The organism is Ihuprevotella massiliensis, assembly GCA_900095835.1.
Taxonomy (GTDB): domain Bacteria; phylum Bacteroidota; class Bacteroidia; order Bacteroidales; family Bacteroidaceae; genus Alloprevotella; species Alloprevotella massiliensis.
This window is the reverse complement of sequence record LT608321.1, coordinates 1,029,502-1,052,839: the sequence shown is the minus strand read 5'-3', so window position 1 is coordinate 1,052,839 and position 23,338 is coordinate 1,029,502. Positions and strand designations below refer to the sequence as shown.

At 48.8% G+C, this 23,338-nt stretch carries 16 protein-coding genes, 4 tRNA genes, 3 rRNA genes and 2 other annotated features; of the genes, 18 read left to right on the top strand and 5 right to left on the bottom strand.

The window, feature by feature from the left end; all coding sequences use genetic code 11:
• Positions 1 to 62 precede the first annotated feature (62 nt).
• The 13 genes from BQ2633_RS04415 (at position 63) to BQ2633_RS04355 (ending at position 14,370) form a co-directional block, all read left to right on the top strand.
• Positions 63 to 1,589: ribosomal RNA gene (locus tag BQ2633_RS04415) — 16S ribosomal RNA — on the top strand.
• A gap of 161 nt (positions 1,590 to 1,750) precedes the next feature.
• Positions 1,751 to 1,824 (top strand) — tRNA-Ile (locus BQ2633_RS04410).
• 32 nt (positions 1,825 to 1,856) lie between these two features.
• Positions 1,857 to 1,930: transfer RNA gene (locus BQ2633_RS04405), tRNA-Ala, on the top strand.
• A 576-nt stretch (positions 1,931 to 2,506) separates the two neighbouring features.
• Positions 2,507 to 2,948, top strand: a sequence feature (16S ribosomal RNA rRNA prediction is too short).
• Between the two features lie 13 nt (positions 2,949 to 2,961).
• Positions 2,962 to 3,085, top strand: a sequence feature (16S ribosomal RNA rRNA prediction is too short).
• Positions 3,086 to 3,259: 174 nt separating this feature from the next.
• A tRNA-Ile gene (locus BQ2633_RS04400) sits at positions 3,260 to 3,333 on the top strand.
• Positions 3,334 to 3,365: 32 nt separating this feature from the next.
• A tRNA-Ala gene (locus tag BQ2633_RS04395) sits at positions 3,366 to 3,439 on the top strand.
• Positions 3,440 to 3,701: 262 nt separating this feature from the next.
• Positions 3,702 to 6,590, top strand: a 23S ribosomal RNA gene (locus tag BQ2633_RS04390).
• Between the two features lie 109 nt (positions 6,591 to 6,699).
• Positions 6,700 to 6,810, top strand: a 5S ribosomal RNA gene (gene rrf, locus BQ2633_RS04385).
• 555 nt (positions 6,811 to 7,365) lie between these two features.
• On the top strand, positions 7,366 to 7,569 hold the full coding sequence (thiS, locus tag BQ2633_RS04380; RefSeq protein WP_075565356.1) for a sulfur carrier protein ThiS: 204 nt from the start codon (positions 7,366 to 7,368) through the stop codon (positions 7,567 to 7,569).
• Positions 7,570 to 7,773: 204 nt separating this feature from the next.
• On the top strand, positions 7,774 to 9,651 hold the full coding sequence (thiC, locus tag BQ2633_RS04375; protein ID WP_346048160.1) for a phosphomethylpyrimidine synthase ThiC: 1,878 nt from the start codon (positions 7,774 to 7,776) through the stop codon (positions 9,649 to 9,651).
• 4 nt (positions 9,652 to 9,655) lie between these two features.
• On the top strand, positions 9,656 to 11,617 hold the full coding sequence (gene thiE / locus BQ2633_RS04370; protein ID WP_075565355.1) for a thiamine phosphate synthase: 1,962 nt from the start codon (positions 9,656 to 9,658) through the stop codon (positions 11,615 to 11,617).
• Between the two features lie 11 nt (positions 11,618 to 11,628).
• Positions 11,629 to 12,396, top strand: coding sequence for a thiazole synthase (locus BQ2633_RS04365; protein WP_075565353.1), 768 nt, complete (start codon positions 11,629 to 11,631; stop codon positions 12,394 to 12,396).
• A gap of 12 nt (positions 12,397 to 12,408) precedes the next feature.
• Positions 12,409 to 13,524 (top strand): 2-iminoacetate synthase ThiH, encoded by a 1,116-nt coding sequence (gene thiH, locus BQ2633_RS04360; RefSeq protein WP_075565351.1) that lies wholly within the window; start codon positions 12,409 to 12,411, stop codon positions 13,522 to 13,524.
• A gap of 120 nt (positions 13,525 to 13,644) precedes the next feature.
• Entirely contained in the window at positions 13,645 to 14,370 is a 726-nt protein-coding gene (locus BQ2633_RS04355; protein WP_083233944.1) for a HesA/MoeB/ThiF family protein, read from the top strand.
• A gap of 325 nt (positions 14,371 to 14,695) precedes the next feature.
• Here the strand turns inward: BQ2633_RS04355 and BQ2633_RS04350 are convergent, their stop codons facing one another.
• The 4 genes from BQ2633_RS04350 to BQ2633_RS04335 all read right to left on the bottom strand — a co-directional run bounded on the left by BQ2633_RS04350 (position 14,696) and on the right by BQ2633_RS04335 (position 17,330).
• Positions 14,696 to 15,112 carry an RNA-binding S4 domain-containing protein gene (locus tag BQ2633_RS04350; protein ID WP_075565347.1) on the bottom strand — a complete coding sequence of 139 codons (417 nt, stop codon included), beginning with the start codon at positions 15,110 to 15,112 and terminating at the stop codon, positions 14,696 to 14,698.
• A 98-nt stretch (positions 15,113 to 15,210) separates the two neighbouring features.
• Entirely contained in the window at positions 15,211 to 15,771 is a 561-nt protein-coding gene (gene pth / locus BQ2633_RS04345; protein ID WP_075565346.1) for an aminoacyl-tRNA hydrolase, read from the bottom strand.
• Between the two features lie 276 nt (positions 15,772 to 16,047).
• On the bottom strand, positions 16,048 to 16,656 hold the full coding sequence (locus BQ2633_RS04340) for a 50S ribosomal protein L25/general stress protein Ctc (protein ID WP_075565344.1): 609 nt from the start codon (positions 16,654 to 16,656) through the stop codon (positions 16,048 to 16,050).
• Positions 16,657 to 16,946: 290 nt separating this feature from the next.
• Complete coding sequence (locus BQ2633_RS04335; protein WP_075567202.1) at positions 16,947 to 17,330, bottom strand: DUF3276 family protein; 384 nt, start codon at positions 17,328 to 17,330, stop codon at positions 16,947 to 16,949.
• Between the two features lie 257 nt (positions 17,331 to 17,587).
• On the opposite strand from BQ2633_RS04335, the gene BQ2633_RS04330 reads away from it, so the two are divergent.
• From BQ2633_RS04330 to BQ2633_RS04310, 5 genes are all read left to right on the top strand, one after another.
• Positions 17,588 to 18,517 carry a transcription antitermination protein NusB gene (locus tag BQ2633_RS04330; protein ID WP_075565343.1) on the top strand — a complete coding sequence of 310 codons (930 nt, stop codon included), beginning with the start codon at positions 17,588 to 17,590 and terminating at the stop codon, positions 18,515 to 18,517.
• 87 nt (positions 18,518 to 18,604) lie between these two features.
• A complete protein-coding gene (yajC, locus tag BQ2633_RS04325; RefSeq protein ID WP_428829839.1) occupies positions 18,605 to 18,871 on the top strand; it encodes a preprotein translocase subunit YajC in 267 nt (88 codons plus the stop codon).
• A gap of 103 nt (positions 18,872 to 18,974) precedes the next feature.
• Positions 18,975 to 19,991, top strand: coding sequence for a CdaR family protein (locus tag BQ2633_RS04320; RefSeq protein ID WP_075565341.1), 1,017 nt, complete (start codon positions 18,975 to 18,977; stop codon positions 19,989 to 19,991).
• 61 nt (positions 19,992 to 20,052) lie between these two features.
• Positions 20,053 to 20,643, top strand: coding sequence for a dephospho-CoA kinase (gene coaE / locus BQ2633_RS04315; RefSeq protein WP_075565340.1), 591 nt, complete (start codon positions 20,053 to 20,055; stop codon positions 20,641 to 20,643).
• Between the two features lie 89 nt (positions 20,644 to 20,732).
• Positions 20,733 to 22,760, top strand: coding sequence for a dipeptidyl-peptidase 3 family protein (locus tag BQ2633_RS04310; RefSeq protein WP_075565339.1), 2,028 nt, complete (start codon positions 20,733 to 20,735; stop codon positions 22,758 to 22,760).
• Between the two features lie 198 nt (positions 22,761 to 22,958).
• On the opposite strand, the gene BQ2633_RS04305 is transcribed toward BQ2633_RS04310, so the two are convergent.
• Positions 22,959 to 23,165: a hypothetical protein gene (locus BQ2633_RS04305; RefSeq protein ID WP_075565338.1), complete on the bottom strand. Its 207-nt coding sequence runs from the start codon at positions 23,163 to 23,165 to the stop codon at positions 22,959 to 22,961.
• Between the last annotated feature and the right edge of the window lie 173 nt (positions 23,166 to 23,338).

Sequence of the window (23,338 nt, the reverse complement as noted above, 5' to 3'; positions counted from 1 at the left end):
ATCCAAAGTAACAAGACAGGAAGCTGAGCAATTTATACAGAATCAAAACAAATTATTATATTACAATGAAGAGTTTGATCCTGGCTCAGGATGAACGCTAGCTACAGGCTTAACACATGCAAGTCGAGGGGCAGCATGGAAGAAGCTTGCTTCTTCTGATGGCGACCGGCGCACGGGTGCGTAACGCGTATCAAACCTGCCTCATACTCGGGGATAGCCTTGCGAAAGTAAGATTAATACCCGATGTTGTTATGTTGCCGCATGGTGATATAACCAAAGATTTATCGGTATGAGATGGTGATGCGTCCGATTAGGTAGTAGGCGGGGTAACGGCCCACCTAGCCTTCGATCGGTAGGGGTTCTGAGAGGAAGGTCCCCCACACTGGAACTGAGACACGGTCCAGACTCCTACGGGAGGCAGCAGTGAGGAATATTGGTCAATGGACGCAAGTCTGAACCAGCCAAGTAGCGTGCAGGATGACGGCCCTCCGGGTTGTAAACTGCTTTTAGTTGGGAATAAAAAAGAGGACGTGTCCTCTATTGTATGTACCTTCAGAAAAAGGACCGGCTAATTCCGTGCCAGCAGCCGCGGTAATACGGAAGGTCCAGGCGTTATCCGGATTTATTGGGTTTAAAGGGAGCGTAGGCGGATTATTAAGTCAGTGGTGAAAGACGGTGGCTCAACCATCGTTAGCCATTGAAACTGGTAGTCTTGAGTGCAGACAGGGATGCTGGAACTCGTGGTGTAGCGGTGAAATGCTTAGATATCACGATGAACTCCGATCGCGAAGGCAGGTGTCCGGGCTGCAACTGACGCTGAGGCTCGAAAGTGTGGGTATCAAACAGGATTAGATACCCTGGTAGTCCACACAGTAAACGATGTATACTCGCGGTTTGCGATATAATGTAAGCCGCCAAGCGAAAGCATTAAGTATACCACCTGGGGAGTACGCCGGCAACGGTGAAACTCAAAGGAATTGACGGGGGCCCGCACAAGCGGAGGAACATGTGGTTTAATTCGATGATACGCGAGGAACCTTACCCGGGCTTGAACTAAGAGTGACAGATTTAGAGATAGATCTTTCTTCGGACACTCTTGGAGGTGCTGCATGGTTGTCGTCAGCTCGTGCCGTGAGGTGTCGGCTTAAGTGCCATAACGAGCGCAACCCTTTTCCTTGGTTGCCATCAGGTAATGCTGGGCACTCCAGGGATACTGCCATCGTAAGATGTGAGGAAGGTGGGGATGACGTCAAATCAGCACGGCCCTTACGTCCGGGGCTACACACGTGTTACAATGGGGGGTACAGAAGGTCGCTACCTGGTGACAGGATGCTAATCTTAAAAACCTCTCTCAGTTCGGATTGGAGTCTGCAACCCGACTCCATGAAGCTGGATTCGCTAGTAATCGCGCATCAGCCATGGCGCGGTGAATACGTTCCCGGGCCTTGTACACACCGCCCGTCAAGCCATGAAAGCCGGGGGTGCCTGAAAGCCGTGACCGCAAGGGTCGGCCTAGGGTAAAACTGGTGATTGGGGCTAAGTCGTAACAAGGTAGCCGTACCGGAAGGTGCGGCTGGAACACCTCCTTTCTGGAAGTTCAGTTACCTGGTTACTTGAATGGAAATAAAAGAAAATGGTACAATTTAGAAGATTGTCACCTATACTTCTCGCAATAGGTTATGCTAAGCATAAGAGAAAGATGAAGCCGAGCAGCTCTGAAGTAGTTTGACTTGCGTGGATTTTTTCTGCCAGTCCTATAGCTCAGTTGGTTAGAGCGCCACACTGATAATGTGGAGGTCGGCAGTTCAAATCTGCCTGGGACTACTTGCAAACGGAGCACCGCGCTCCGAAGATTTGGGGGATTAGCTCAGCTGGCTAGAGCACCTGCCTTGCACGCAGGGGGTCAACGGTTCGAATCCGTTATTCTCCACTCATTCTACTGCTCAGTCGCAATGATGATAAGACATCAAAGCATAATGACAGAGCAAGAGATCTTTGACATATTGAACACGCAACAAGTTGATTCTTGTTTCCATCCATCGCAAGGTGAGATGCGAAAACAGAGAATCATCCAAGTAACGAAACAAAGGTAAACGAAAGTACAGCTTTAAGTATATTCCCACCTTCTAGTTACGAAAGGATTAGCAAAGACTAAGGTCTAACGTCTAATTCCTAACGTCTAGAATAAGGAAAAGGAAGTAATTAAGGGCGTACGGTGGATGCCTAGGCTCTTACAGGCGATGAAGGACGTGATAAGCTGCGATAAGCTGTGGGTAGGTGCAAATAACCATTGATCCGCAGATTTCCGAATGGGACAACCCAGCAGGTTGAAGACCTGTTATCCCGCAAATGCGGGAGGCTAACGGGGGGAACTGAAACATCTTAGTACCCCTAGGAAAAGAAAATAATAATGATTCCCCTAGTAGTGGCGAGCGAACGGGGAAGAGCCCAAACCATATAGATTTCGGTCTATATGGGGTTGTAGGACCACGACGTTGCACGAAATACGATTAGAGGAACACTTTGGAAAGAGCGACCATAGAGAGTGACAGTCTCGTACTCGACAATCGTATGAAGCATAGTGGTATCNTTTCTTCGGACACTCTTGGAGGTGCTGCATGGTTGTCGTCAGCTCGTGCCGTGAGGTGTCGGCTTAAGTGCCATAACGAGCGCAACCCTTTTCCTTGGTTGCCATCAGGTAATGCTGGGCACTCCAGGGATACTGCCATCGTAAGATGTGAGGAAGGTGGGGATGACGTCAAATCAGCACGGCCCTTACGTCCGGGGCTACACACGTGTTACAATGGGGGGTACAGAAGGTCGCTACCTGGTGACAGGATGCTAATCTTAAAAACCTCTCTCAGTTCGGATTGGAGTCTGCAACCCGACTCCATGAAGCTGGATTCGCTAGTAATCGCGCATCAGCCATGGCGCGGTGAATACGTTCCCGGGCCTTGTACACACCGCCCGTCAAGCCATGAAAGCCGGGGGTGCCTGAAAGCCGTGACCGCAAGGGTCGGCCTAGGGTAAAACTGGTGATTGGGGCTAAGTCGTAACAAGGTAGCCGTACCGGAAGGTGCGGCTGGAACACCTCCTTTCTGGAAGTTCAGTTACCTGGTTACTTGAATGGAAATAAAAGAAAATGGTACAATTTAGAAGATTGTCACCTATACTTCTCGCAATAGGTTATGCTAAGCATAAGAGAAAGATGAAGCCGAGCAGCTCTGAAGTAGTTTGACTTGCGTGGATTTTTTCTGCCAGTCCTATAGCTCAGTTGGTTAGAGCGCCACACTGATAATGTGGAGGTCGGCAGTTCAAATCTGCCTGGGACTACTTGCAAACGGAGCACCGCGCTCCGAAGATTTGGGGGATTAGCTCAGCTGGCTAGAGCACCTGCCTTGCACGCAGGGGGTCAACGGTTCGAATCCGTTATTCTCCACTCATTCTACTGCTCAGTCGCAATGATGATAAGACATCAAAGCATAATGACAGAGCAAGAGATCTTTGACATATTGAACACGCAACAAGTTGATTCTTGTTTCCATCCATCGCAAGGTGAGATGCGAAAACAGAGAATCATCCAAGTAACGAAACAAAGGTAAACGAAAGTACAGCTTTAAGTATATTCCCACCTTCTAGTTACGAAAGGATTAGCAAAGACTAAGGTCTAACGTCTAATTCCTAACGTCTAGAATAAGGAAAAGGAAGTAATTAAGGGCGTACGGTGGATGCCTAGGCTCTTACAGGCGATGAAGGACGTGATAAGCTGCGATAAGCTGTGGGTAGGTGCAAATAACCATTGATCCGCAGATTTCCGAATGGGACAACCCAGCAGGTTGAAGACCTGTTATCCCGCAAATGCGGGAGGCTAACGGGGGGAACTGAAACATCTTAGTACCCCTAGGAAAAGAAAATAATAATGATTCCCCTAGTAGTGGCGAGCGAACGGGGAAGAGCCCAAACCATATAGATTTCGGTCTATATGGGGTTGTAGGACCACGACGTTGCAAGAATTACAGTTAGAGGAACGCTTTGGAAAGAGCGACCATAGAGAGTGACAGTCTCGTACTCGACAATCGTATGAAGCATAGTGGTATCCTGAGTAGGGCGGGACACGTGAAATCCTGTCTGAATCCGGCGGGCCCATCCGCCAAGGCTAAATACTCGTAAGAGACCGATAGCGAACCAGTACCGTGAGGGAAAGGTGAAAAGCACCTCTTTTAGAGGAGTGAAAAAGTTCCTGAAACCGTACGCCTACAAGCGGTCGGAGCACCTTATGGTGTGACGGCGTGCCTTTTGCATAATGAACCTACGAGTTACCGTCGTCGGCAAGGTTAAGTGCTATGAAGCACGTAAGCCGAAGCGAAAGCGAGTCTGAATAGGGCGCATAGTCGGCGGTGGTAGACGCGAAACCAAGTGATCTACCCTTGTCCAGGTTGAAGTCCCGGTAACACGGGATGGAGGACCGAACCAATAAGCGTTGAAAAGCTTCTGGATGAGGTGAGGGTAGGAGTGAAAGGCCAATCAAACTTGGAGATAGCTCGTACTCCCCGAAATGCATTTAGGTGCAGCCTCGGGCGTTCCCTGTGTGAGGTAGAGCGACTGATTGGATGCGAGGGCTTCACCGCCTATCAAGTCCAGACAAACTCCGAATGCACACAGGCTAAGCCCGGGAGTGAGGGCGTGGGTGCTAAGGTCCACGCCCGAGAGGAGAAGAATCCTGACCACCGGCTAAGGCCCCGAAATATAGGCTAAGTTAAACTAACGAAGTGTGGTCCCCGTGACAGCTAGGATGTTGGCTTGGAAGCAGCCATTCATTCAAAGAGTGCGTAACAGCTCACTAGTCGAGGGACTGTGCATGGATAATAATCGGGTATAAAGTCTATTGCCGAAGCCGTGGGATATCAAATGATATCGGTAGGGGAGCATTCATGCGGCCTTGAAGATAGAGGATAACCTCTGTTGGAGCTTCATGAAAAGCAAATGTAGGTATAAGTAACGATAAAGAGTGTGAGATGCACTCTCGCCGAAAGACTAAGGTTTCCAGGGCAACGTTAATCGTCCCTGGGTCAGTCGGGACCTAAGGTTCAACCTAATGGTGATGCCGATGGCAGAAACGGTTAATATTCCGTTACTATCTTTGTTGGCGATGTGGAGACGGAGGAGTGACACTTCCGCGAGCTGACGGAATAGCTCGTTAAAGATTGTAGGTTATGAGGATGGCAGGCAAATCCACCATCTGAGCTGAAAGTCGATAGTATACAGCGTCTTCGGACAATGTAATAGTGAAGGTAATCCTACTCCCGAGAAAATCCGCTAAGCTTAACAGCAAAGATACCCGTACCGTAAACGGACACACGTAGTCGGGTAGAATATACTAAGGCGCTTGGAAGATTCATGGTTAAGGAACTAGGCAAATTGACCCCGTAACTTCGGAATAAGGGGTCCTCACAGTAATGTGAGGCGCAGAGAATCGGCCCAGGCAACTGTTTAACAAAAACACAGGGCTGTGCAAAATCGAAAGATGCAGTATACAGTCTGACACCTGCCCGGTGCTGGAAGGTTAAGAGGAGAGCTTAGACTCCGGTCGAAGGTTTGAATTGAAGCCCCAGTAAACGGCGGCCGTAACTATAACGGTCCTAAGGTAGCGAAATTCCTTGTCGGGTAAGTTCCGACCTGCACGAATGGTGTAATGATCTGGGCACTGTCTCAACCATGATTCCAGTGAAATTGTAGTATCGGTGAAGATGCCGATTACCCGCGATGGGACGAAAAGACCCCGTGAACCTTTACTATAGCTTAACGTTGTAATTGGGCAGTCGATGTGTAGGATAGGTCGGAGGCTATGAAGCAGGCACGCCAGTGTTTGTGGAGCCGCTGTTGAAATACGACCCTTTGGCTGTCTGGTTCCTAACTCTCAGATGAGAGGACCGCGTTTGGTGGGTAGTTTGACTGGGGTGGTCGCCTCCAAAAGCGTAACGGAGGCTTCTAAAGGTGCCCTCAGGCCGATTGGTAACCGGCCGTAGAGTGTAATGGCAAAAGGGCGCTTGACTGAGAGACCTACAAGTCGATCAGGTGCGAAAGCAGAGCATAGTGATCCGGTGGTTCCGTATGGAAGGGCCATCGCTCAAAGGATAAAAGGTACTCCGGGGATAACAGGCTGATCCCTCCCAAGAGCTCATATCGACGGAGTGGTTTGGCACCTCGATGTCGGCTCGTCACATCCTGGGGCTGGAGAAGGTCCCAAGGGTTGGGCTGTTCGCCCATTAAAGTGGCACGCGAGCTGGGTTCAGAACGTCGTGAGACAGTTCGGTCTCTATCTATCGTGGGCGTAGGAAATTTGCGTGGCTCTGACACTAGTACGAGAGGACCGTGTTGGACTGACCTCTGGTTTACCGGTTGTGGCGCCAGCTGCACCGCCGGGTATCTACGTCGGGATCGGATAAGCGCTGAAAGCATCTAAGTGCGAAGCCGGCCACAAGATTAGATTTCCTCATAAGGGTCGTTGTAGACTACAACGTTGATAGGGTGTAGGTGTAAAGACGGTGACGTCAAAGCCGAGCACTACTAATTGCCCGAAACTTCTATTCCTTTGGTGGAATACACTTAAAGCTGCTTTGTTTGCTTGTTTTCTGAATAAGAAGACTAAAGTTAGAGTTACAAGGAGAATGCGAAAGCGTTGCATGTTCAAGAGATATTTCCGGTGGTTATAGCGACGGGGTTCCACCTCTTCCCATTCCGAACAGAGAAGTTAAGCCCGACCGCGCCGATGGTACTGCACACCCGCGGGAGAGTAGGTCGCCGCCATTTTACGAAAGCCCTGAGTTCTAAATGAACTCGGGGCTTTTTTGTGTTTATATTCCAGCTGTGGTTTATGAGTTCGCACGTGCTGTTGTTGCTTTAACAGATCGGTTTTGAGGTTCATATTTAAGAGCTGTTTTATTGCTTGTGGATAAAAACTATTTTCTATTGCTTGTTATTCGCAGAAAAGTCTTAACTTTGCAAACAGCAACTCTAAGGGGTGCTGGTATAGAACCGCTATGTTTCTCCCAATCACATCATCTACGGTATGACTTTTACGTAGGGATATGGGAACATTGCGTGAAGTGCTTGTAAAGCAATGAGTGAATCGTTCTATACTGTGCTGAGATTATACCCAAAGACCTGATCCAGATAATACTGGCGTAGGCAAAGAGTGCGGTGAACTGCGAAACTTTTTTCGCATTGAGTCCAACCTCCACTATGATCTTCTATTGAGCTTTTAGTTTCATCGAGACAATTCATTCGAGAGAGAATGAAAAGCAAATAGCTCTTAGAGTCGCATTTAATAATAGACTAACAATTTATACTCTAAATGCGACCGTTATGAAGATCCTTCTAAATGGTGAAGTTCAGCAGGTAGCACCATCTTGTACGCTTGCTGAAGTTTTTCAACACCTACGTATTGACTTAGCAACCCATTGTGCAGTTGCCGTCAATGCAAAAGTTATTCCTCGTGATAAATTTGCTCATACTCCTTTGCATGAAGGAGATGAATTATTGGTTATCCATCCTACTTTTGGTGGATAAGCATTGTTATGCCCATATCAAACACACATTAGTGTTTCTATTCATTACACAGTAGTGCGATAGCGCATTCCTTTTTTTCCTGAATCATGATGTAAGACTTTTCCGAAATACATTATCATTCAAGGGTACACATACTAATGCTCAATATCTAATTCCATTGGTTGATTTATCACCAGTCCTTTCTTTCTGAAAAACTCAATCCTTATGCAAATTCAAGACATCGTCACCCACGGTTCCCTTCTCGGTTCAGAGAAAATCTATGCCACCAGTCCACGTTTCCCACACGTTCGTGTTGGAATGCGTCGCATCCCATTGACAGCTACGCGTAACGACGATGGCACTTACACTCCCAATCCGGACGTAATCGTTTACGACACCGGCGGTCCTTACACAGATGCAGCCTATGAAGTCAATCTCGAGCAAGGACTTCCCAAACTCCGAGCAGCGTGGATAGATTGTCGTCAAGACACCGAGCAGCAAGCCGGTTTAGACAGTTGTTTTTCTCGTGAGCGTCTAGCTGATGAATCGCTACAGCATTTGCGTTATCCCAACATCCAAACCCATCCCCTCCGTGCCAAAGACAAGTGCGTTACCCAACGCTATTATGCAGTCCGTGGCATCATCACCGAAGAAATGGAGTATGTTGCCATGCGCGAAAACCAGATGCTCGAAACCGTCACAGAGCGTCACGTTTTAGGTGGAGATCCGCAAGGAGCGGTGCTTCCCACCGTGGTGACAGCCGAATTTGTTCGCGATGAAATAGCCGCAGGACGCGCCATCATCCCAGCCAACATCAATCACCCCGAGAGTGAACCCATGATCATCGGTCGCAACTTTCTCTGTAAGGTAAATGCGAATATCGGGAATTCCGCTACCACCAGTTGCATAGCAGAAGAAGTTGAAAAAGCTGTTTGGGCCACACGTTGGGGAGCCGACACCGTGATGGACTTATCCACTGGTAAGCACATTCACGAAACCCGCGAGTGGATCATCCGCAATAGTCCCGTCCCCATTGGCACAGTGCCCCTCTATCAAGCCTTGGAGAAAGTGAATGGTCGTGTAGAATCCCTCACTTGGGAAATCTATCGCGACACCCTCATCGAACAAGCCGAGCAAGGTGTAGACTACTTCACCATTCACGCTGGTCTTCGCCAGCAACACATCCCACTCACCCTACGCCGTCTCACAGGTATCGTGAGTCGTGGAGGAGCCATCATGGCAGGGTGGTGCACGGCTAAGAATCAAGAGAGTTTTCTGTATGACCACTTTGAAGAAATCTGCGAGATAGCCGCTCGTTATGACGTAGCCTTGTCGTTGGGTGATGGTCTTCGTCCAGGTTGCATCCACGATGCCAACGATGCCGCGCAGATGGCAGAATTGAAAACCCTAGGAGAGCTCAATCGCATTGCTGCGCGCTACCATGTGCAAGTCATGATAGAAGGTCCAGGACACATACCCATGCACATGATTCCCGAGAATATGACGCGCGAACTTCTCGATTGTGATGAAGCCCCCTTCTACACCCTCGGTCCCTTAGTTTCCGACATCGGCGCAGGCTATGATCATATCACTGGAGCCATTGGAGCCTCCATCATCGGACATCTCGGTACTGCCATGCTCTGCTACGTCACTCAAAAGGAGCATCTCGGTTTGCCCGAACGAGATGATGTGCGACAAGGTGTCGTCACCTATAAGTTGGCAGCCCATGCTGCAGACTTAGCCAAAGGTCATCCCGCAGCCTTCATGCGCGATTATGCCATGAGCAAAGCCAGATTTGAATTCCGTTGGCGCGATCAATTCCACCTCTCGTTAGATCCCGAGCGCGCGCAAGAATTTCACGACCAAACTCTGCCCGAAGAATCTCAAAAAGAGAAACATTTCTGTTCTATGTGTGGAGAGCATTTCTGTTCTATGCGCGCCAACCGTAAGTTCCGCAAAATTCTGCAATCACAAGAAGATGTCTTTGTTGCCCCGTGTTCTGAAAGCAGGGTAGACACAGATGGTGAGCAACAAGCAGATAATGAAACCACAGCCAACCATCGTTGCAACTGCCACCACAGTGAGGACCCACTAAAAGCATAACACCATGCACCCCAAACATCATATCGTCATCACTGCCCCCGAACTAAATGTTGCTGCCGAGGGGCAATGGATTAGCGCGTTGTTGCGGTTAGGCATTGGGAAGGTGCACATCCGAAAACCCCAAGCCACCGCAGACGAAATCGCACGTTTGTTGGAAAATATCCCTCAAACGCTGCGCCATCGCTGCATCTTGTCGGAACACAGCCACCTTGTCCGCCAGTATCATCTTGGAGGATTGCATCTTTCCGTCAAAAGTTGGCAATCTCTCACCCATCGTCCCGAACTCTTCGACGACCAAACCCTAAGTGTGAGTTGTCACAGTGTTGAAGAACTCCATAAACTCCCTTTTCTGCCCGACTACGCCTATCTCAGTCCCGTAGCCAAAAGTTTGAGTAAACCTGGATATGGCAACAGCACGTGGACAACTGCTGAGTTGCAGCAAATATGCGCTCAATCCCCCTGTCCTTTTGTCGCTTTAGGAGGAATCCAACCCTCCAATGCCAATCACTTTCTGCGCTTAGGATTTACCGCAGTCGCCAGTTTAGGGCATTGGCAAGGACTCAGCATCCATCAACTCGAAGGCGCAGTGCACCAAATGTGTAGTCCACGTTTGCTGTTGTGTGGTGGCATAGACCCCACCTGTCAAGCCGGCATCACCGCCGATGTGCGCCATGCTGAGCGTTTAGGAGCGTGTTGTTTCGCCATTCCCACAGCCATCACCCAGCAAAACTCATCAGAGTTTTTGGGAATGACGGCTGTGAGCCACGAGCAAATCATCCAACAATTTACCGCTCTCCAATCACAGTCCGGTCCAGATGTCGTCAAGATAGGACTTGTTGCCTCTTTGCAGCAATTGCAAGACCTCTGTGCGGAAGTGCGCGAACACTATCCTCATAGCCTCATCATTTGGGACCCCATTTTGCGCACAAGTTCTGGCTATGATTTATTGCCTGATGCAGATTGCGAATCCTTGCAACAAGCCGCTGCGAGTGTAGACCTCTTGTTGCCCAACCGCTATGAACAAACCCTGATTTTGGGAGAATTGTCTCCTGAAATCGCTGCCCGTCGTTGGAACATCACCATCGTCTGCAAAGGCATTGCGCACACAGCCGACAGCATCACCGACAGAGCATATCTTCCCACAGGAGAAATCGTGGAGAGCCAATACCCGATGGTGGGAATCGACCGCCATGGCACGGGTTGTCTTTATGGCACCACCTTGGCTTTTCATCTCGCTAATGGTGTATCTTTGTCTTATGCCATGAGTGCTGCCCAGCGCGCTGTGGCGCACTATCGTAGTCATCAAGCCCTACCCACGCAAAGCCGCAAAGCCCACTTGGGACATCGTATGTTCATCACCCATGCCTCCTCCACCGAAGAGGTGCTACGACAGACCGAAGCCGTGTTGTCGCAAGGGCGCGCTGACATCGTGCAACTCCGCATGAAAAATGCGCCCAAGTCCTTGTTACTCTCCACCGCTCGAGAAATTCAAGTGCTCTGCCGCAACTATGGCGTCCCCCTCCTCATCAACGACCATGTCGATGTGGCACGCGCCATCGGTGCTGATGGAGTGCATCTCGGCAAAGAAGATATGTCGCCCTCTTTGGCGCGTGAACTCCTCGGAGATGCCGCGTTGATAGGTCGCACCTGCAACACGCAAGCCGATTTGCAAACTGCTCTCTGTGAACCCATTGACTATGTGGGCGTAGGTCCCTATCGTTTCACACAGACCAAGGAGCGTTTAGCCCCCATCCTCGGCATCGAAGGCTATCGCGATTTGCACTTAGCGGATTATCCCCTGTCTGCCTATGCCATTGGTGGCATTCGTCCCGACGAAGCTCCACTGTTTGATGCGTTAGGCATCTACGGCATTGCCATGAGTGGAGCGTTAATTCGTGCCATTTCTTCTGCAAATACCCCCTCCTTATCATCCTCTCTTCCCAACTCGTCTTTCCCTCTTCAGTAAATCTCAAAACTATGTTGACCATTGCCGACAAAACTTTCACTTCTCGTCTTTTTTTAGGTACGGGAAAATTCTCTTCCTCTTCTCTCATGGCTGCTGCTGCCAAAGCCTCGGGCTCAGAGTTAGTGACCGTAGCCCTCAAGCGCGTGGAACTTTCTGCCAGCACCGCCGACGACATGATTGCACCCTTGCTGAAACAAAACCTCAATCTCTTGCCCAACACCAGTGGCGCGCGCACTGCAGAAGAAGCCATTTTAGCCGCAGAATTGAGTAGAGAAGCCTTGCAAACCAACTGGTTGAAACTCGAAATTCATCCCGATCCGCGCTATCTCATGCCCGATCCCATTGAGACCCTCAAAGCCGCTGAAGCCTTGGTGAAGCGTGGTTTTGTCGTTTTGCCTTATGTGCAAGCCGATCCCGTGCTCTGCAAACGTCTTGAAGAAGCGGGTTGTGCCACTGTCATGCCCCTTGCTGCCCCCATTGGCAGCAACCGCGGACTAGACACGCGCGCCATGCTCCGCATCATCATAGCCGAAAGTAACATTCCCGTGGTGGTCGATGCAGGATTGGGAAGTCCCAGTCACGCTGCGGAGTGTATGGAGATGGGAGCCGATGCTGTGTTGGTGAATACCGCCATAGCCGTGGCGCGTGATCCTGAGCGAATGGCGCGCGCTTTTCGTCTTGGTGTAGAAGCCGGACGCGAAGCCTATCTCGCCAAACTTGCCCCTCAACGTGCAGAAGCCCAAGCCTCTTCACCGCTCACCGCTTTTCTTTTCGACTAAAATCTTACTCAGATGAACTACAACACGGCTTATGATTTCTTACGTCAATTCGATTTTGAGGAGGTAAGACGCAACATTTATGCGCAAACATCTGCCGATGTGGAGCGCGCGTTGAGCCACAATCACCGCGATGTCGAAGATTTCTTTGCGCTCATTTCGCCTGCTGCGGAATACTATCTCGAACCGATGGCGCAAGAAGCGCACCGACTCACCCTCGAACGATTTGGTCGCACCATGCAACTCTATCTTCCGCTCTATCTTTCCAACATCTGTTCCAACAGTTGCGTGTATTGTGGATTCAGCAAGGAACACAAAATTCATCGTCGTCGATTGACACTGGCAGAAATTGATCTCGAAGTAGAAGCCATTCAGCAACTCGGTTTTCGCCATCTTTTGTTGGTGAGTGGTGAGGACAATAGTCGGCGTTCGTGGGAGTATTATCTCGAAGTGGTCAAACATTTGCGACCGCATTTTGCGCAACTATCTCTCGAGGTTCAACCGCTCGACACCGAACAATATGCCGCACTCGGAGCAGCTGGCATCAGCAACGTCTGTGTTTATCAAGAAACTTACCACGAAGCGCGCTATCCCGAATACCATCCTGCTGGCAAAAAGTCCGATTTTCGCTATCGTCTCGAAACTCCCGATCGCATAGCCCAAGCCGGCATCGAAAAAATAGGAATTGGTGCACTACTCGGTCTCGAAGATTGGCGCACCGACAGTGCGTTTACCGCCCTGCATCTCAGCTATCTCAAACGCCACTATCGACAAGCGCGCTATTCCGTTTCTCTTCCGCGCCTGCGTCCTGCTGTGGGAGGCTACAATCCCGCTTGCCCCATCGACGACAAAGGAATGCTTCAACTCATATTGGCTTTTCGCCTGCTCGATCAGCATCTCGAAATCTCCCTCTCCACTCGTGAGTCGGAAGCCTTTCGCAACAATGTGCTCACCTTAGGGATCACCAGTATGAGTGCCGGCAGCCACACCGAACCAGGAGGATATGCGGAGGAGCACGAGGAGTTGGAGCAATTCACTATCAACGACAGTCGCAGTCCCGAAGCATTTGCGCAATACCTTCGCTCTGTGGGCTATGAACCTGTGTGGAAAGATTGGGATGGATGGTTATGAGGCATTCCTTGAAGCCCGCTGCAAAGGCTAAGAAATCTATGTTACAAACTGTGCCTCCATCAAAGTAGAATCTGTTCAGAATCTACTGATCAACTTGGATACTAAAACCGCCCCTTTTTTATGATGTCAAATGATTTTAGAGAACGTTATCAGCGTCAGTTGCTCCTGCCCGAAGTGGGAGAAAAAGGTCAGATTCTCCTCGCTCAAAAGCGCGTTGTGGTGGTCGGTGCTGGCGGACTAGGTTGCACACTCTTGCCCCTCTTGGTGGGAAGTGGAGTGGGGCATCTGGTGATTTGCGACAACGATGTCGTTTCGCTCAGTAATCTCCCTCGACAAACGCTCTACACCGTGTCGCAAATCGGACAATGCAAAGCTCAACTTGCTGCAGAACATCTGCGCGCTAGCAATCCCGATTGCGACATTCTGGTCTGCACCGAGCGATTGGTGGAGCAAAATGCAGCGCAAATACTAGACAACTGTGATTTAATTGTTGATGCCACCGACAATGAGTCCACCCGACGCTTGCTCGATCGCTATGCCCAAGCACATTCCACACCGTGGCTCTATATCTCTGTGGAAGGTTGGCAAGGACAAATCGCACTTTTCGATGCACAGCATCCCACTTACGGCGATTTATTTCCGATTGATGACAATGAAGTGACGGCAATAGACAAGGCAGATTTGTGCAGCGCACCTATTCCTGTGATGACCACCACACCAGCTTTGCTGGGAGCGTTGGCTACCACAGAAGCGATCAAGTACTTGTTGGCACTTCCCACACAGTTGTCTGATAGCTTGCTACTTGTAGACGGACTTCGTCTGTCGTTTCAGCGCATCCTCCGCTAGATTTTATTTGGGGTTAAGGAAAGAAAATGAGAAAAGGGCACCCTTGTTTCAATACTGAAACAGGGGTGCCCCTTAGTTTGTAAGGATAAATGAAGCTGTGAAATGAGAAAATACTGCAGTGAACCACTGTGTCCGTTTGACAGCTAAAGTTCTCATTTGCAAGGAGAAAAAGGAACCTCTCTAAGCGACGAAAAAAATCTCCCACGTTTTCAAAAAAAAACTCCGACGTTTTTTGGAAAAAGTCCAACGTTTTTCAGAAAATCTCCCACGTTTTTTGGAGAAAGTCCAACGTTTTTGTTGGTAACAGGAGAAGGAGGTACAAGCACTAGTCTTCTTCTAAATCGAAATCCTCGTCTAAGAAGAGGGGAACGTCTGCAAAGTCATCGAGGGCACGACGATCTTTCTTAGTGGGACGTCCTGTGCCACGCGCGCGGTCGATAAATCCGCTGATGCGACTCATTTCCAGCAATTCGTATTGTTCGGGAGCGGTGATGTTTTCCAAAATCTCGGGAATGAGTTTTGCCCCCACACGTTTTTCAATGGCTTGAAGCACGCGGAAGGTGTAGGTGATGGGCGCCTTTTTCACCCCGACTTCGTCTCCCACTTTGACAGAGCGTGAAGGTTTCACCGCAGCACCGTTGATGGTGATGCGATTGTTTTTGCAGGCGTCGGCAGCCAGCGTGCGCGTCTTGTAGATGCGTGCTGCCCAAAGCCATTTGTCTATGCGAGCTTCTGTTGGCATAAGCAATATAGAGTGAGGAATGAGATGGCGAAAGTGGGAAACCGTGGGGCACTCGAGAGAGTGGCAGATGATTGCGACGGATGAGGTGGTGGATTCGTCTAGCGATTGAAGAGGTTCATCGTGCGATCGAGACCTTGAAGGGCAAAACTTTTGACAGCTTCTGCAGCGCGTGCCAAGGCTTCTGGCTTTTTTGCCAAATCTTCTCCTTCAAAATGTCCAAGCACAAAGTCTACTTGTCCACCACGTGGGAAGTCGTTGCCGATGCCAAAGCGGAGTCGATTGTAAGCCTGGGTGCCCAACACTTGTGTGATGTGGCGCAGACCGTTGTGTCCAGCCTCACTTCCGCTAGCTTTCATGCGAAGTTGTCCGAAAGGAAGGGCTAGATCGTCCACAATGACAAGCATTTGGGGCAAATCTACTTTCTTCTCCTTCATCCAATAGCGCACAGCGTCGCCGGAAAGGTTCATGTAGGTGGAGGGTTTGAGGAGAACGAGTACTTGGTTTTTGACACGGATGGTGCAGACAGCGCCATATCGGCGGTCTTCCCAGGTGGCTCCTGCATCGGCAGCTAGTTTGTCCACTACGTCAAAGCCGATGTTGTGGCGCGTACCGGCATATTCTGCGCCGATGTTGCCGAGTCCTACGATGAGATGCGTCATATAAATGATAGAAAACAACTCCTTTTGTATGTTCCACTGTGGGAGGGGCAGGGGAGCGCATCGCACGCTGTGGTGGGTGCTTCACCTTGCTCACCGAAAATGGTAGACAGTGGGTAGAGGAGGCGAAAGGTTAGCTTTAATGTTTAACGTCAAATGCCCAACATCTAACGTCAAATTTCTAATGACTAACGTCTAAATAGGGAGAAATAGGGATAAAAAAAGGTGCCAGTACCCCAAGGGGCACTGGCACATAGGGGATTGCACAGAAATGCGCTATTACTTCTTGGCAGCAGCGGCAGCGGCAGCAGCAGCACCCATTGCAGCACGGGTCATCTTAACTGTTACAACAACTACTTCCTTAGGAGTTACGAGTTCGAGACCTTCGTAAGAGAGATCGCCGCACTTGATAGACTTACCAAGACCGAGGCTAGTCACGTCGATGGTGAGCTTTTCGGGGATAGCGTCAACAGTAGCACGAACCTTGAGCTTACGTACCATAGTAACGAGCTTACCACCAGCGCGCACACCTTCAGCGAGACCTGTAGGAGCGATGGGCACACCGATAACGATGGGCTTAGTGGGGTTCACTTGGTAGAAGTCAACGTGAAGCACGTTGTCCTTTACAGCGTGGAATTGGATTTCCTTTACCACAGCTTGGCAGTCTTGACCATCGATGTTGATGTTTACCAAGTAGATTTCGGGAGTGTAAACCACCTTGTTGATTTGCTTTTCGTCAACGAGGAAGTGGAGAGCTTCGGGAGCACCGTTAGCATCCTTCTTTTCACCGTAGATTACGCAGGGAACGAGACCTTGCTTACGAACTTCCTTGGTAGCCTTCTTACCGAGGTCGGTACGCTTAGTACCAGTAATAGAGATTGACTTCATGAGTTGGGTTGTGTTACTCTGAATTAAACAATAGATTTTGTATAATTCGCCATCACACAGTGGTCTTATTTAGACCTATGGAGGACAAATTCGGCTGCAAATTTACGCATTATCTGTTGATTGCGCAAATTTTAGGCAGAAAAAGCAGCTATGAAGCGCATTTTCCGCTATTGAGTTCCTACTTATTGTTCGGCATCGGTAATGATGATGCGACGCGAAAGAAAAGAATCGTAAAGTGAGACTCAGAGAGCTTGAGCTCTAAATGGATAGAGTTTTGTCAGAGCTTTAGACTAAAATTCTATGTCAAAATTAGTGCTGAGTGTGCTTGCTGCGTCAGACTCTTGTTGTGTGCTGGTGTCGAAAGTCTGTCCAGCATCATTATGACGACGCGTCAAACTGGTGTGTTCTCCCACAAAATGCACCGCATCTCCAAATGCCTCGAAGAATTTCAGCATATCTTCGCGATAGAGGAAGATTTTATGTTTTTCAAAAACTGGACGCTCATTCTCCGAGCCGTCTTTAACTCGCTTGCTCTCGGTCATCGCCAAGTAGTATTCTCCGCGACGATCGCTTTTGACATCAATATAGTAGACACGCTTACCGGCTTTGACAACTCGTGAAAACAAGATGTCACTTTCGGCTTGTTCTTTCCATGGTTCAAGAGGAGTGCTCATGCAGTGTTTAAGTTTTGGAGAAGCCATACGCGTCGAGCGAATAGCTTCTAGTGTTTCTGCAGCAAAATTGCATTTTTTTTTGAGAAGCACCAAGCGAATAACAGCTTTTTTTGTAGTCTGCACTGCGATTTCTATTACATTCTTGTTTTTTCTAGCGAAAACGATAGGTATTACTTCTTCACCTCACCATTTATTTGTATCTTTGTGGGTACATAACAGTCTCAACGGAGACATATCCAGAATTAAATCTTGCGACAATGATTAATCGTGCACTTATCCGTCTGAAAGTAGTTCAGCTTATCTATGCCTACTATCAGAACGAAGGCAAAACTACAGAGGTAGCCTTGAAAGAACTTGACTTTAGCCTTCAAAAGGCTTACGACTTATATCGTCTTATGCTCCTGCTCTTGGTTGAACTTCGCCGTAGAGCAGAACGAGTGGATGCTGCTCGCGAAGCCAAGAAGCAACGAGTGGGTGGAGGGGATGCACCTTCCAATGATCGTCTCTTGGCTAATAATCTTTTCTTGAAACAACTTTCGGAGAACGAAGCTCTGCTCGAATTTGAAGCTGCTCAGAAGTGGAACTGGAACAACGAAGACATTTTCCTCAAAAAGATTTATGATGCTTGGCTCAGCGACGACCTCTTCTTGCGTTATGTCGACACGAAGGAGCACGATTACGAAACGGATCGCGAGCTTGTGCGAAAACTCTACAAGAACCACATAGAAAAGTCTGATGAATTTGACGCTTTGCTCGAAGAACAAAGCCTCTATTGGAACGATGATAAGGAGATTGTGGACTCTTTCGTGCTGAAAACAATCAAGCGTTTCCAACCTGAGAATGGTGCGGCACAAGAATTGCTGCCTGCTTATGCGGCTCAGGAAGACCAAGAATTTGCAGGACGTTTGTTCAAAACCACCATTGAACGCTGTGACGAACTGAGAGACCTTATCAAGGGAGGCACAAAGAAGTGGCAGTTTAGCCGTATTGCGTTCATGGACTTGGTGATTATGCAAATCGCTTTGGCTGAGATGCTTGAGTTTCCCAGCATTCCGCTCAATGTCACTTTCAATGAGTATCTTGACATTGCCAAAATCTATAGCACTCCTCGCTCCGCTGGTTTCATCCATGGCATGATCGATGGCATCACCAAGCGACTCCAAGAAGATGGTGTGCTGCTTAAGTAATCTGATTCTTCAAAATTTTCAATCATTTATCCTCTTATGACTACTATTCTCAACGCAATGCTTGCAGCTGCTGCTGAGCAACCCTCTATGTTGCCCACTATTTTGATGTTTGTGGCACTTGGTGCTGTGATGTATTTCTTCATGATCCGTCCACAACAAAAGAAGCAAAAGGAAATCAATGCTTTCCGCAATTCCCTCACTGTGGGACAAACTGTAGTGACCATCGGCGGTCTTCATGGCACCATCAAAACCATGGACGACACCACTGTGACGCTCCACGTGGCTACTGGCGTAGACCTCCGTTTTGAAAAGGCTGCCATCAACCCCACGGGCACCACACCCGCGCAAGCATAATATAGTGTAGCTCACTCCAGAAACCAAGTGTGAGACTCGTCCACACTTGGTTTCTTCTCTTTTATGGGAATTCTTTTCCCTCTTCTCCAAAATCTCCTCCAGCATGCGTAGTGATTTTGACCTACTTCAATTCGTGAAGAACTGCCTACATCGTATTTACAATAGGCAGTTCCTCACGTTTTTGTTATTTCTGCTCCTCTCTGCTTCATTTTGGGTTTTTCAGAAACTCAACGACACCTATGAACGCGAGTTTGCGCTCCGGGTGCGTTTGGTCGATGTGCCCAGCAATGTAGACATCACCACGGGACCTCCCGACTACATTCATGTCACTCTTCGTGACAAAGGGGTAACTCTGCTGCGTTATCGCTACCTTCGCAATTTCCCCTCTGTGGTCATTCATTGGAAAGATGTAGAAAATCGTAGAGGACATGCCACGCTGCGCACGCGCGATTTGCTCAAATCTTTTTCCTCTACGCTTGATGGTACTCAACTCGTGGGATATCGTCCTGACAACATCGACATCTACTACAACTATTATAATAAAGGTAGGATGCTCGACGTGAAATTTCAAGGCACAGTTGTTCCTGATTCCGGTTACACTTGGGTAGATACCCAAATCGCCCATCCACGCGTGATGGTTTATGGTCCTCAACACATCATTGACACCATGCAGTTCGCACGACTCAATCCCGTTCATCTGAGCAATGTCAAAGATACGCTCACGATGCGTTGTCGGTTTGTGAAAGTGCCTGGAGTGAAATATGTGGCACTTGATGCTAAAAAGTCCGTACTCTCTAGTATCCGAGTGGGCATCATCACCGACCGCATGATTGATCGCGTGGTGGAAGTGCCTGTGCAAGGCGTGAACTTCCCAGCCACTAAGAGTCTCCATACTAATCCTTCGAAGGTGCGCATCGAATATCAAGTGGGCGTGCGTGATCATGAGAAAATCACTGCTAGTAGCTTTGTCATCATTGCGCGCTACGAAGACTTGATTAATCTTCCTGGTAATACCTTTACGGCGCGTCCGCGTTCTACTCCTCCTGGAGTGCGTCGTGTGCGCGTGCGTCCCGAACAAGTGGAATTCATTATCCAAGAGAAGAGTAGCGAGACGGAATAGTTTTACCTACTCGGTATCTCTATCTATCTTTCACGTCATCATTTTCCTATCGATAGTATTCATGACCTCTCCTTCGCAAACCCTCGGTGTCACTGGTGGCATAGGCTCTGGCAAAAGTTATGTCTGCAGTATCTTAGCACAGCAGGGAGCTCCGATTTTCTATGCTGACGATGCGGCAAAACAGATTATGCGCACCCACTCTGCAGTACAAGAAGAGCTGTGTGCCTTGTTGGGATCTGAGGTTTATGATGCGGAGGGACATTTGGTGAAATCTGTAGTTGCAGCATATCTTTGCCAAGGCGAAGCTCACAGTCAGCGGGTTAATGCAATCGTTCATCCACGCGTGGAGGAAGCCTGGCGCGAATTTGTGGCGCAACATGCTGATGCTCCTATTATATATATGGAGTGCGCTCTCCTTTTTGAAGTCGGTTGGCAACGATTAGTAGACAAAAGCCTCCTCGTCACTTGTCCAGAAGAAGAACGCATAGCGCGAATCATGGAGCGCGACCACATCGACCACACCACGGCCTTGAAATGGATAGCCCTGCAAATGCCAGAAACCGAAAAGCAACAGCTTGCCGATATCGCCATTGTCAATGATGGTAAAGCAGATGTTGCTGCGCAGCTTCGCACACTAGGACTATTGACTTAAATGAAGGGAGATTTGCCAGATAATCATGGATAGATGCTGACAATCACCCCCAACCTTACGATATTATTCATACTCTATTTCTATAAAGCATGAAGCATTCCTTACTCACTATGTTTATTTCCCTCTCTGCTTTGGGAGCTGGCGGCGCGTTGTCCGCAACTGCCCAAACCGACGACTTCAAGTACACCAACGAACAGTTTGCCGACATCCAAATGCTCCGCTACAAAGTGGAAGGATTTGAGCAACTCTCTTTGCGTCAGAAAACGCTCATTTATCATCTTTCAGAAGCTGCACTCGCAGGTCGCGACATCCTCTTCGATCAAAACGGACGCTACAATCTCCGCATCCGCGATTTGCTCGAAACTGTCTATCGTGACTACAAGGGCGACCGCAAGTCAAAAGATTTCCAAGGTCTCACGCTCTATCTCAAACGCGTGTGGTTCTCTGCTGGCATCCATCACCACTACGGCAATGAAAAGTTCGTTCCCGAATTTTCTGAGAAATGGTTGCGCACCACGCTTGCAAGCCTTAACTATAAGGTAGAAGACGAAGTGCTCGATGCTATGTTCAATCCCAACACGTTCAAAATGCGTGTCAATCAGAAAGATGGCGACGACCTCGTGCTCACCAGCGCAGGCAACTACTACGGACACGATGTGACCCAAGCTGAGGCAGAGCAATTCTATGCAGAGCGCAAACCAGCTGGCGATCCTCGTCCGGTGATGATGGGCTTGAACTCTCGTTTGGTGCGTGGGGAATTTGGTTTCCTCGAAGAACGCGTTTGGCGTGTGGGTGGACTCTACGGCACAGCCATCGAGCAAATCGTCAAGCATCTCGAAGCTGCAGAACCTTTTGCAGAAAATGAACAACAGGCAGGTGTTATCCGTCGTCTCATCGAATACTACCGCACGGGCGACCTCCGCACCTTCGACCACTATTCTATTCAATGGCTCAAAGACACGGAGAGTTTGGTGGACTTCGTCAACGGATTCACTGAAACCTATGGTGACCCCCTCGGCATGAAAGCCTCATGGGAAAGCATCGTGAACTTCAAGGATATTGCTGCTACAGAGCGCGCCCATCAGTTGGCAGTTAATGCACAATGGTTTGAAAATCATAGTCCCGTTGATGCGCGCTTCAAGAAAAAGGAAGTAAAGGGCATCTCGGCTAAGGTGATCACAGCTGCTATCCTCGCTGGTGACCTCTATCCTTCCACTGCCATCGGCATCAACCTCCCCAATTCCGATTGGGTTCGTCGTGACTTCGGTTCTAAGTCTGTCACCATTTCCAACCTCACCTCAGCTTATGCTAAGGCTGCTCATGGTAGTGGCATGGATAAGGAATTCATCATCGACGAGCCAACTCGCCAGTTGGTGCTCAAGTATGGCGACCGCTGCGACGACCTTCACACCGATCTCCACGAATGTCTCGGCCATGGTAGTGGACAACTCCTCCCTGGTACTGACCCTGACTCTTTGAAATCCTATGGTTCCACCATCGAAGAAGCCCGCGCCGACCTCTTCGCGCTCTACTATTTGGCTGATCCCAAACTCGTAGAACTCGGACTCACCCCCAACATGGACGCTCACAAAGCTTCCTATTATAGTTACATCCAAAACGGAGCCCTCACCCAGTTGGTGCGCATCAAACCTGGCAACACTATCGAAGAAGCTCACATGCGCAACCGCGCTTTGATTGCACATTGGGTGTTGGAACAAGCCAAGTCGCAAAAGACCGCTAAACCCTGTGTGGAATTGGTGAAGCAAAAGGGTAAGACCTTTGTTCGCGTCAATGACTATGCCGAGATGCGTCATCTCTTTGGCAATCTCCTTGCCGAGATTCAGCGCATCAAGAGCGAAGGCGACTACGAAGGTGCGCGCAAACTCGTAGAAACCTACGGTGTGCAAGTAGATGCCAAGGTGCACAAGGAAATCCTCGAACGCTATGCGCGTTTGAAACTCTCACCCTACAAGGGTTTCATTAACCCCGTCTATAAGGCGGTGTATGATGCACAAGGCAACATCACCGATGTTACCATCAATTACGATGAAGCCTTCGATGCTCAAAACCTGCGCTACTCTCGCGACTATCATTTCTTGTCTTTGGTCAACGAATAATCGCCAATCGGTCATTATAGCGTAAAAGTATTAACGCTAAACTCTTTCTTCCTCGCTTAGTTTTCCCCGAGAATACTGAGCGAGGATTTTCTTTTCTATCTGATAAGACTACATAGTATTTGACTATCAGTTGATTGCGTCTTTTTTGTCTGAGAAAAACACACTATTGCGCATTTTCGTCTGAAAAATGGATTAAGTTTACCCTTCTTCCTTTGCTAAAAATGCTGCATAATGTCTGATTGCTTCGGTGATGAATGCGTTCTTATTTGGTTGCTGTTGGAAAATCTCTAGAGCATCTTGTGGTATTCCTATTGTGATTTGCTTTGCAATAGTTCTAGGACGCCCCGCCCCCTTTCTTGCACCTCCTCTTGATTTTTTACTGAGAGTTTCTTGGATGTTATTCATTTTGTTTGTATTTTTGCAGTGTTCCCTCAAAAGTATGGGGTGGTGCTTTCACCCCTTCCCCTTTGCGTTTAGAGCTTTTCGCCCTTTCTGCGCTTGCGCAATCTGAACTTGAATGTGACATTTAGCCCAACTACGTAACCGAAAACATCGATTAAATACATTGCTATTACTTT

Bases quoted from the DNA above. Each gene is read 5' to 3' on its own strand.
- thiS (WP_075565356.1), top strand. From the start codon at position 7,366: ATGAAGATCCTTCTAAATGGTGAAGTTCAGCAGGTAGCACCATCTTGT.
- thiC (WP_346048160.1), top strand. From the start codon at position 7,774: ATGCAAATTCAAGACATCGTCACCCACGGTTCCCTTCTCGGTTCAGAG.
- thiE (WP_075565355.1), top strand. From the start codon at position 9,656: ATGCACCCCAAACATCATATCGTCATCACTGCCCCCGAACTAAATGTT.
- BQ2633_RS04365 (WP_075565353.1), top strand. From the start codon at position 11,629: ATGTTGACCATTGCCGACAAAACTTTCACTTCTCGTCTTTTTTTAGGT.
- thiH (WP_075565351.1), top strand. From the start codon at position 12,409: ATGAACTACAACACGGCTTATGATTTCTTACGTCAATTCGATTTTGAG.
- BQ2633_RS04355 (WP_083233944.1), top strand. From the start codon at position 13,645: ATGATGTCAAATGATTTTAGAGAACGTTATCAGCGTCAGTTGCTCCTG.
- BQ2633_RS04350 (WP_075565347.1), bottom strand. From the start codon at position 15,112: ATGCCAACAGAAGCTCGCATAGACAAATGGCTTTGGGCAGCACGCATC.
- pth (WP_075565346.1), bottom strand. From the start codon at position 15,771: ATGACGCATCTCATCGTAGGACTCGGCAACATCGGCGCAGAATATGCC.
- BQ2633_RS04340 (WP_075565344.1), bottom strand. From the start codon at position 16,656: ATGAAGTCAATCTCTATTACTGGTACTAAGCGTACCGACCTCGGTAAG.
- BQ2633_RS04335 (WP_075567202.1), bottom strand. From the start codon at position 17,330: ATGAGCACTCCTCTTGAACCATGGAAAGAACAAGCCGAAAGTGACATC.
- BQ2633_RS04330 (WP_075565343.1), top strand. From the start codon at position 17,588: ATGATTAATCGTGCACTTATCCGTCTGAAAGTAGTTCAGCTTATCTAT.
- yajC (WP_428829839.1), top strand. From the start codon at position 18,605: ATGTTGCCCACTATTTTGATGTTTGTGGCACTTGGTGCTGTGATGTAT.
- BQ2633_RS04320 (WP_075565341.1), top strand. From the start codon at position 18,975: ATGCGTAGTGATTTTGACCTACTTCAATTCGTGAAGAACTGCCTACAT.
- coaE (WP_075565340.1), top strand. From the start codon at position 20,053: ATGACCTCTCCTTCGCAAACCCTCGGTGTCACTGGTGGCATAGGCTCT.
- BQ2633_RS04310 (WP_075565339.1), top strand. From the start codon at position 20,733: ATGAAGCATTCCTTACTCACTATGTTTATTTCCCTCTCTGCTTTGGGA.
- BQ2633_RS04305 (WP_075565338.1), bottom strand. From the start codon at position 23,165: ATGAATAACATCCAAGAAACTCTCAGTAAAAAATCAAGAGGAGGTGCA.